Source organism: Streptomyces sp. NPDC057543, assembly GCF_042801895.1.
Taxonomy (GTDB): Bacteria; Actinomycetota; Actinomycetes; order Streptomycetales; family Streptomycetaceae; genus Streptomyces.
This window is the reverse complement of the sequence record NZ_JBHVFF010000319.1, coordinates 1-9165: the sequence shown is the minus strand read 5'-3', so window position 1 is coordinate 9165 and position 9165 is coordinate 1. Positions and strand designations below refer to the sequence as shown.

Here is a 9165-nt window from a genome sequence, read left to right as displayed (position 1 = left end):
CCTGAGGACCGCCGCCCCGGGCCGGGCTGTCACTGCTGTGCGGGGCTCAGGCGCCCGAAGGGGTCGGGTCCCCGCCGTCCGTCTTCTCCTCGGCCGGCGTCAGGCCCAGACGCTCCTGCAGCCACTTGTCGAACTCGATCGAGGCGCGCACCCAGCTGACCGTCGACGAGACGAAGTGCTCCAGGCTGACGCCCGTACCGATGAGCATCTGCGCCTCACCGATGAGACGGACCGAGACCTCGGTGTCCTCGGAGCCCTCCTCGGGCTCGTGGGTGTGCGTGTAGACCTTGGGCCACAGGGTGCGGCGGTTCCAGTCGTCGATCGCGTCGAGAAGGACCGGACGCTGGTCCGCTGCGTGCGGGCGGTCGTAGAACGTACGGACCGAGAACACCTGCTGCTCGTCCTCGCCGCGGAACATGAAGTACGTGCGGAAGTCCTCCCACGGCGCCGCGAGGTCGCCCTCGTCGTCGACGACGTACTTCAGCTCCATCTGTTCGAGGAGCTGCTTGACGAGGTCCTGGTCGGGGACAACGGGGCCCTCGGGTCCTGCCGCCTGCGGTTCGGGTCGGCCCCCGAAGTTAGGAATCGAGGAAGGATCGATAGACATCGCTGGGTACTCCTGTGGATCGCACGTGGTTTCCTTCCGACGACCCTAGCCGCGTTTGACGGCCAGTAGTCCTACGCCCTCCGGGGAATCGTCCCCGCATCGGATTCCCGCGCCCGCGACCAGGCAACGGCGACAGGGATCGCACACAACACGCCGAGGAGTCCGGACGCACCGATGGTGTCCGCCGACGACCCGGACAGCTCCGCTGCCAGGCCACCCGTGGCGACTCCGATCCCCTGCATGGCGATCAGCCCCGACCTGGCGAGCCCCAGCGCCTGGCCACGCTGGCCGACCGGGGTCAGGAGTACGAAGGTCGCTCCGGCGGTTATCTGATACGCGGAGCACACCCCCGACACCATCAACACGAGCACGGCCACAGCTACGCCGGGACCGAGCCAGTAGATGAGCAGCGGCAGATTCGCGCCGACCGCCAACGGCCCGAGCAGGCGGCGCCGCAACTCGTCCCCGACCTGAGCCCGCCCCAGAAGAGCCGCACCCAGCACCATTCCCGCCGGATGTGCGGCGAGCAGGAGTCCCACCGAGGCGGCGCCCCCGCCGACCTCGTCCGCGAAGGGGGCCGCCAGCCCCTCCGGCAGGACGACGAACGCGGCGAGCCACCCCAGCGCGACCAGCGACCGCAGCCTGCGATCCGACCAGATCAGTGCGGCCGCACTCCCGACCTGAGCACCGAGCCGCGGCTTCCGCTCGTCGGCACCCGCCGCGGGACGGGCCTTCACGCCGAACCTGACCAGGGTCGCCGAGAGAAGGAAGGTCACCGCGTTCACACCCAAGGAGAGGTGGCTGCCCAGCCATACGACCAGCACACCCCCACCGGCGAAACCGACCAGCTGTCCGGCCTGGTGAGTGATCAGCATGACTCGCTGGCCCCGCTCGTACCTCTGCTCGCCGAGCACGGTCGGCAGCAGTGCGCCCTGCGCCGCGCCGAAGGGTGCCTCGGCCAGCTGCGCCAGCACGAGCAGCCCGGCCAGCAGCGGCAACGGCGTCCCGGGCAGGGCCATCAGCGCGACCAGCACCGTCCGCACCAGGTCGCATCCGATCATGACCGTACGCCGGGGGAAACGGTCCGCCAGGCCGGACAGGAGCACCCCGGACAGCAGGGCGGGCAAGGTGGTCAGCGCATACGTGGCCGCGGTCCAGCCGGGCGAGTCGGTGCGTTCGAACACCAGCAACGACAGGGCCACGCGTGCCAACTGGTCACCCAGGATCGACTGAGCATAAGCAGCCCAAAGGGTACGGAATTCGCCAAGGTGAAAGAGATTGCCGGATCGGGGCTTTTCGGTCCCCGGATTTATCTCATCGCCTATCTGCTCGTTCATGCGGGCACGCTACCGGCTGTCGAATTCGGCCTCTAATCCTCCTTGTGGGCAGGCCGCGACGGGCGAGCCGAGGTGTCCTGATTATTCGTGTGCCCCCAGGTGGGCGCTGCGGGCGCCCGAGCAGGTGTCCCTTGCCAGGGGTGGGCGGTGCGGCCTGGTGCGGAGCAGGGTGACGTGATCCCACCCCTCGACACGGAGCGAAACGTTTGGCTCGATATCGACGTTGAACAACGGATCACCGATGACACCGGTCGATTTTCCGTTCTCCCGAAATCACCGCAATTCTTCTTCAATTGCACTGCGGCGCAGACGACGAGTCCCCAGCCGGGACGCGTGGTCTTCCGGCTGGGGACATGGCTTCGAAAAGCCCGTACGCCGTCTACAGGGGCTACAAGGTCTTTCCCGCGGTCGCGGGGCCGACGAGCAGGCCGTCCCCGACCCGGTCCACCCGGACGGTGTCCCCGTCCTTGACCTCGCCCGCGAGGATCTCCTTCGCGAGCCGGTCGCCGATCGCCGTCTGGATGAGGCGGCGCAGCGGCCGTGCTCCGTAGGCCGGGTCGTTGCCCTCCTCGGCCAGCCAGGCCAGGGCCTCCGGCGTGACGTCCAGGGTGAGCCTGCGCTCGGCCAGACGCCCCGCGAGCCGGTCGATCTGGAGCTTCGCGATGTGCGAGAGCTCGTCGCCGGACAGGGCGGAGAAGACCACCAGGTCGTCGAGCCGATTGAGGAACTCCGGCTTGAACGAGGCCCGTACGACCTCCAGGACCTGTTCCTTCTTCACCTCGGGCTCGGTCAGGGGGTCCATCAGGAACTGGCTGCCGAGGTTGGACGTCAGGATCAGGATGGTGTTGCGGAAGTCCACCGTCCGGCCCTGTCCGTCGGTGAGCCGGCCGTCGTCCAGGACCTGGAGCAGGATGTCGAAGACCTCGGGGTGGGCCTTCTCGACCTCGTCCAGCAGGACGACGCTGTACGGGCGGCGGCGGACCGCCTCCGTGAGCTGGCCGCCCTCCTCGTAGCCGACGTAGCCGGGCGGGGCGCCGACCAGCCGCGCCACGCTGTGCTTCTCGCTGTACTCGCTCATGTCGATCCGGACCATGGCCCGCTCGTCGTCGAACAGGAAGTCGGCGAGCGCCTTCGCGAGCTCCGTCTTGCCGACACCGGTCGGGCCGAGGAAGAGGAACGAGCCGGTGGGGCGGTCGGGGTCGGCGATTCCGGCGCGGGTACGGCGTACCGCGTCCGACACCGCCCGTACGGCCTCGGTCTGCCCGATGAGGCGCTTACCGAGTTCGGCCTCCATGCGGAGCAGCTTCTGGGTCTCGCCCTCCAGCAGGCGGCCGGCCGGGATACCGGTCCAGGAGCCGACGACGTCGGCGATGTCGTCCGGGCCGACCTCCTCCTTCACCATCGTGTCCTTGGCGGCCTCCTGCTCGGCCTCGGTCGCCTCCGCCAGCTCCCGCTCCAGGCCGGGGATCTCCCCGTACAGCAGCTTGGAAGCGGTGTCGAAGTCGCCGTCACGCTGGGCGCGTTCGGCCTGGCCGTGCAGTTCGTCGAGGCGTTCCTTCAGTTCACCGACGCGGTTGAGGCCCTGCTTCTCCTTCTCCCACCGTGCGGTGAGGCCGCGCAGCTCCTCCTCCTTGTCGGCGAGGTCGCGGCGGAGCTTCTCCAGGCGCTGCTTGGAGCCGGGGTCGGTCTCGTTCTTGAGGGCCAGCTCCTCCATGTGGAGGCGGTCGACGGCACGCTGGAGTTCGTCGATCTCGACGGGCGAGGAGTCGATCTCCATGCGCAGCCGGGACGCCGACTCGTCGACCAGGTCGATGGCCTTGTCGGGGAGGAAGCGGGAGGTGATGTAGCGGTCGGACAGGGTCGCGGCGGCCACCAGCGCGGAGTCCGCGATGGAGACCTTGTGGTGGGCCTCGTAACGGCCCTTGAGGCCGCGCAGGATCGCGATGGTGTCCTCGACGCTCGGCTCCGCCACCAGCACCTGCTGGAAGCGGCGTTCCAGGGCTGCGTCCTTCTCGATCCGCTCGCGGTACTCGTCGAGCGTCGTCGCGCCGACCATGCGGAGCTCGCCGCGGGCCAGCATCGGCTTGAGCATGTTGCCCGCGTCCATGGCGGAGTCGCCGCCGGCGCCCGCGCCGACGACGGTGTGCAGCTCGTCGATGAAGGTGATGATCTGCCCGTCGCTCTCCTTGATCTCGGAGAGGACGGTCTTCAGCCGTTCCTCGAACTCGCCGCGGTACTTGGCGCCCGCGACCATCGCGCCGAGGTCGAGCGAGACGAGCCGCTTGTTCCGCAGGGACTCGGGGACGTCACCCTTGACGATGCGCTGGGCGAGCCCCTCGACGACGGCCGTCTTGCCGACGCCGGGTTCGCCGATGAGTACGGGGTTGTTCTTCGTACGCCGCGACAGGACCTGGACAACACGCCGGATCTCCTGGTCACGTCCGATGACCGGGTCGAGCTTGCCGTCCCTGGCGGCGGCCGTGAAGTCCGTACCGAACTTCTCCAGGGCCTTGTACTGACCTTCCGGGTCGGGTGTGGTCACCCGGCGCCCTCCCCTGCTCTTCTCGAACGCGTCCAGCAGCCTCTTCGCACTGGCCCCCTGAGCGCTCAGGATCTCACCGGCGCGGCTGCCCTCGGCGGCGATCCCGATCAGCAGGTGCTCGGTGGAGAGGTAGTCGTCGCCGAGCTCCTTCGCGCGCTGCGCGGCGTCCGCGATGACGGCGAGCAGCTCGCGGTTGGGCTGCGGCGGGGAGACGGTCGACCCGGTGACGCTGGGCTCCGCGCCCAGGAGCCGCTCCGTTTCGGTGCGTACGGCGATCTGGTCGGCCTCGACGGCGGCGAGGAGGTCGATGATGTTCTCGTTGTCCTCGCCCGCGAGCAGCGCGAGCAGCAGATGCCCGGGGGTCAGATCGGGGTGTCCGTCCTTCACGGCCCTGCTGGTGGCCGCGTTGATGGCGTCCCGGCTCTTGTTGGTCAGCTCGGCGTCCACGTGCGCTCTCTCCTCCTTGCGGTGACTGGTCTCTCCACAACACTGACTGAATCAACGTGCACAAAGTTGAGTCTATTCCACTCAACCCGGCGGCATCGCCTCTTCCGAGTGCGGTTTCGAGTGCGGTTTCGAGTCCGACTCCGAGTCAACCGGCCGGAGAGAACCACCGCCACCGCAGGGGCGGGCCACGGATGCGCACTCCCTACCCTGTTTCCCATGGCAGTCGATGTGACCAATCCGAGCCCCGATTACCTCGCGTTCTGGCGCGAGTACCACCTGTGCACCCTGACCACACCCCGCCCCGACGGCACGCCGCACGTGGTGCCGGTGGGCGTGACGTACGACCCCGAGGCCGGGCTGGCCCGGATCATCACCAGCAAGGGCAGGCGGAAGGTCGCCAATGTCCTGGCCGCGGGTCCGGAAGGCGCCCGGGTCGCGGTCTGCCAGGTCGACCGGCGACGCTGGGCGACGCTGGAGGGCCGTGCGACGGTCCGCACGGAGCCGGAGGTGGTCGCCGACGCGGTACGCCGCTACGCGGAACGCTACGGACGCACGCCGTCACCGAACCCGGACCGCGTCGTCATAGAGATCGCCCTGGACCGGGCGCTCGGCAGGACGTAAACAGGATTTCGGGCTCCCGGCGCTTCCCGGGGCCCGGGGCAGCACAACGGCGCCATCGTGTTCAGGTCACGATGGCGCCGTTGTGTGGGGGAGTGCCGAGCGACATGGAACGACGGGGGATCGCTCAGGCACTGCGGGGGGTGGCGGAAATAGTCTCTGGTTCGAACAGCTGGTGGTCCCGCCGGTCGAGGTTGACGAAAATCATGTCGTACCGAATCGCGCAGCGCACGGGCTGTGGAGCTCCACGCGGCTTGCGGAGGCACCGGTAGGCACGCACTTCGTCGTCTTCTTCACGTGCGACAACGATGGGGTCGCCGAACAGAGTGACCATCAGCGAGTCGCCACAGCGGGGGATGGCAGTGACGAGATCGATGAAATGCCAGCCTGATCGGTAGGCCGTGGCCATTTCCCGCCGGAAGGTCCGGTCGTCCGGCGGGATGGTCATGCGCCCTGATGGGTCGGTTCGGACCAGGCGATGTCACCGGGCTCGACTGCCGCGTCGACGCTCCAGGCGATGTCGCCCGGCGCCGACGCCTGGGTGGACCACGCGATGTCACCCGGCACCGACGCCTGGGTGGACCACGCGATGTCACCCGGCACCGACGCCTGGGTGGACCACGCGATGTCACCCGGCACCGACGCCTGGGTGGACCAGGCAATGTCGTCCGGCGAGGATGCTGCCCCGCTGCTCCAGGCAATGTCGCTGCCGCTCAGCACCCCGAGTCCCAGGGCCGCGACGAACGAGGCGGCAAGCGCCGAGCGAAGCATTCGCTTATACATAGTCGGCTTCGTCCTCACTTGTGGATTCTTCTCCCCCGCACCTAAGACGATGTCCCACCTGGGCACACGAACACCACCGAGTCGATGCATCATGTTCCTGCATGTTCAGGAACATGGGGGGTGGAGAATATGGTCACAAGCAACACAAAACTGACACATCCTCACGGGATCACTGAACTATGCGAAGCCGGAGGCCGCCTCTACGCCAGTGCTTTGCGCTCGGGACGCATTGCCCGCAACGAGGTGGAACCAGCGCCCTGCCTCATGGACTTCGCCCTGTTGCACCCCGACCCCGACGACGCCGACTGGCTGCGGCCCGTCCCGCCGTCCGCCGCTCTGGCCAAGCACCTGCACCCCATAGAACGTGAGATCCAGGAGCGCCGGCGACATTCGGTCCTGCTGGCCGAGTCCTTCGAGCCGTTCATGGACATCAGCGCACAGGACCCACCGACCACACACGCGATCACCGTGCTGGAGGGCGTCAACCGGATCAACGCGGCACTCGATCTTGCCACGGCGGAGTGCCGCTCCGAAGTCCTCACCGTCCAGCCCGGCGGCGGCCGTAGCGAAGACCGCCTCAGCGAAGCCCTGGAAAGGGGCCTCTCCGTGGTGGACCGCGGCGTCAGCATTCGCACTCTCTATCAGCACACGGTACGTCACAGCCCCGGCACCCTGGCCTACGCCGAGCGGATGGCCGACGACAACGTGGAGATCCGGACGCTTGAGGAGCTCATCGAGCGACTCATCGTCTTCGACCGTACGGTTGCGTTCATACCCGCCCAGGACGATCGCCAAGTCGCCCTGGAACTGCGCCACCCCGGGCTGGTCGAGTATCTCGTCAAGGTTTTCGAGCAGCTCTGGGCCCGCGCGGCCCCCCTCCTGGAAGAGGTCAAGTACGACCCGACTCCCAAGGGCATCAGTGGTGTTCAGCGCTCCATCGCCCAACTTCTCGTAGAGGGCCATGTCGACGACTCGATCGCGCGTCGTCTCGGCATGAACGTCCGTACCTGCCGCGCGCACGTCGCCAAGCTGAACGCCGCCCTCGGCAGCAGCAGCCGAGCCCAACTCGGCTATCTGATAGCCAGGTCGGGGATCCTGGAACAGGATCCTGACTGAAGGGGCCACAACCGCAATACGGGGGAGAACGACCGCGGCCCCCGGCACCGGAGAGGTTCATCACCAGGCACGACGAGCGTGCCTCTCCGACTACTCTTTCACCACCGTCATCTTGCTGCATTGCCGGAAGTGAAGGGTCGTAGATAGGCAGAGATGGGGGTGAACCCACGCCCTGCCTGGTCGAGTTGGCACTGGTCCGCCCCGACCCGCAGGACAGCGCCCGGATGCGCCCCGTACCGCCGTCGGCCGCGCCGGAGCATCTGCTGCAACCCATCACCCGGGAAATCCACGAACGGGTACGGTCAGCTGCCGCACTGGCCGACTCGCCGGCCCCCTCACCGCGATCGCCGGCGACGACCCCAACCTCCGGCATCGCGGAACGCACCACACCATGAACGCGACGCACCCGTGCCCGCACCCGGTAGGCGGGTCCATGTCCCGCTGCCCCGTCCCGCTCAGTCGTCGCCGATGGTCCCTACCGAGGTGAACAGATACACGAGCATCGGCAGCAGAATGCCCGTGACGCTCAACAGTCCTTCCACGGCGTTTGGTTCCACGCCCATGAGCACTGGCCGCCAGCCCAGAAACACTACGACCGTCGCCAGCGCGCGGACCGTCCGGGCAATCGGGTACCAGGCCAGCCACTGAAGCGCCTCGCTGCCTCCCGTGAGCGTCAGGACGAGGCCGAAGACACCGGCAACGCATGCAACAAGGATGAGAGCCAGCCGTGCGTTCCGTCCCTGCGCCCCGCCCGGAAAGGCGTCCCAACGGCCCTCCGCGTACATGCTCAGGTCACTGCCGTCGTGGACGTAGCCTCCGAGTTCCGGCTCGGACGACGCCCACAACACGTCGACCGTCGAGCCGCTGCGGGGCCTGTCGAAGGTGTACGCGCCCTTCACATCGAGCCGCTCGGGGCCACCGGGCACGGAGACGACGAGGCGTGAGTAGTAGCCGCGTACGACATCCTCGCTCATGTCCTTCTCCACCGCGCGCGGCCGCTGCACCACGGTGGCGACGCTCACCTCGGCACCCGCGTCCCGCAGCGCCTCGCGCTTCCCGCCCCCCGAACCCACCACCATGGTCGCGGCGAACAACGCCCCTGTGGAGAAGGCGACGAGGAACCACACCGCGCCTGTCCGTGCCTTGACCCAGCCCTTGGAGGGCGAGTCGAGCGAGAGCCCGAGTACCTCGCCCACACCGCTCCCGGCATCCGCCTTGCGCAGCTGGACACCGGTCCCCCGAACCCGATCCCGCAGCGCCCACAGCGCACCGCAACGCAGCACCGCACACCCCGCGGCCACCGCACCCCACGCCAGGGGCCCGACTCGCGGCGCCGGAACAGCCGCGATGCCCAGTACCCAGACGCACGCGACCCCGGTCGCAATCCACCCCACGGCCCCGCTGAGTCGCACGGTCCACACCAGTGCAGAACGCAACCCCCGCCCTCCCTCCCGCCCGCCGGCCTCAGGCCGCTTTCGGCGCTCAGCGCTCAGTACGCCGGAGCCTCCCACAGCTCTGCGGCGACGCACAGGGATTGGACCCGGCGGCGGGGGGCCAGGAGAGAGACCATCGTGAAAGAGCTCGATGGATCAGACCGACCAGGTGGACTCGGTGGACTCGGTGCGCTGTCGGATCGGGGCCCGCCTCGCTTCCCTGCCCGCCAAGGCCGCGGAAAGGACAAAGGCCCGTCACCCGTGAAGCACACGGGTGACGGG

Annotated in this window: 8 protein-coding genes; 2 read left to right on the top strand and 6 right to left on the bottom strand. The window is 68.4% G+C overall.

Features of this window, described 5'->3' with window-relative positions; all coding sequences use genetic code 11:
- Positions 1 to 46: 46 nt before the first annotated feature.
- The 3 genes from ACFU8Q_RS35280 to clpB form a co-directional block, all read right to left on the bottom strand.
- Positions 47 to 607, bottom strand: coding sequence for a YbjN domain-containing protein (locus tag ACFU8Q_RS35280; RefSeq protein WP_384462346.1), 561 nt, complete (start codon positions 605 to 607; stop codon positions 47 to 49).
- A gap of 71 nt (positions 608 to 678) precedes the next feature.
- Positions 679 to 1944, bottom strand: a complete 1266-nt coding sequence (locus ACFU8Q_RS35275; RefSeq protein ID WP_384462343.1) for an MFS transporter — start codon at positions 1942 to 1944, stop codon at positions 679 to 681.
- A 388-nt stretch (positions 1945 to 2332) separates the two neighbouring features.
- A complete protein-coding gene (gene clpB, locus ACFU8Q_RS35270; protein WP_384462340.1) occupies positions 2333 to 4933 on the bottom strand; it encodes an ATP-dependent chaperone ClpB in 2601 nt (866 codons plus the stop codon).
- Positions 4934 to 5149: 216 nt separating this feature from the next.
- On the opposite strand from clpB, the gene ACFU8Q_RS35265 reads away from it, so the two are divergent.
- Complete coding sequence (locus ACFU8Q_RS35265) at positions 5150 to 5554, top strand: pyridoxamine 5'-phosphate oxidase family protein (RefSeq protein WP_384462337.1); 405 nt, start codon at positions 5150 to 5152, stop codon at positions 5552 to 5554.
- A 124-nt stretch (positions 5555 to 5678) separates the two neighbouring features.
- On the opposite strand, the gene ACFU8Q_RS35260 is transcribed toward ACFU8Q_RS35265, so the two are convergent.
- Positions 5679 to 5999: a (2Fe-2S)-binding protein gene (locus ACFU8Q_RS35260; RefSeq protein ID WP_093899390.1), complete on the bottom strand. Its 321-nt coding sequence runs from the start codon at positions 5997 to 5999 to the stop codon at positions 5679 to 5681.
- A complete protein-coding gene (locus ACFU8Q_RS35255) occupies positions 5996 to 6334 on the bottom strand; it encodes a 5'-nucleotidase (RefSeq protein WP_384462334.1) in 339 nt (112 codons plus the stop codon). Before ACFU8Q_RS35255 ends, ACFU8Q_RS35260 begins: the two co-directional genes overlap by 4 nt.
- Before the next feature lie 129 nt (positions 6335 to 6463).
- On the opposite strand from ACFU8Q_RS35255, the gene ACFU8Q_RS35250 reads away from it, so the two are divergent.
- Positions 6464 to 7450: a helix-turn-helix transcriptional regulator gene (locus tag ACFU8Q_RS35250; RefSeq protein WP_384462331.1), complete on the top strand. Its 987-nt coding sequence runs from the start codon at positions 6464 to 6466 to the stop codon at positions 7448 to 7450.
- A 455-nt stretch (positions 7451 to 7905) separates the two neighbouring features.
- Here the strand turns inward: ACFU8Q_RS35250 and ACFU8Q_RS35245 are convergent, their stop codons facing one another.
- Positions 7906 to 8886: a hypothetical protein gene (locus tag ACFU8Q_RS35245; RefSeq protein ID WP_384462328.1), complete on the bottom strand. Its 981-nt coding sequence runs from the start codon at positions 8884 to 8886 to the stop codon at positions 7906 to 7908.
- Between the last annotated feature and the right edge of the window lie 279 nt (positions 8887 to 9165).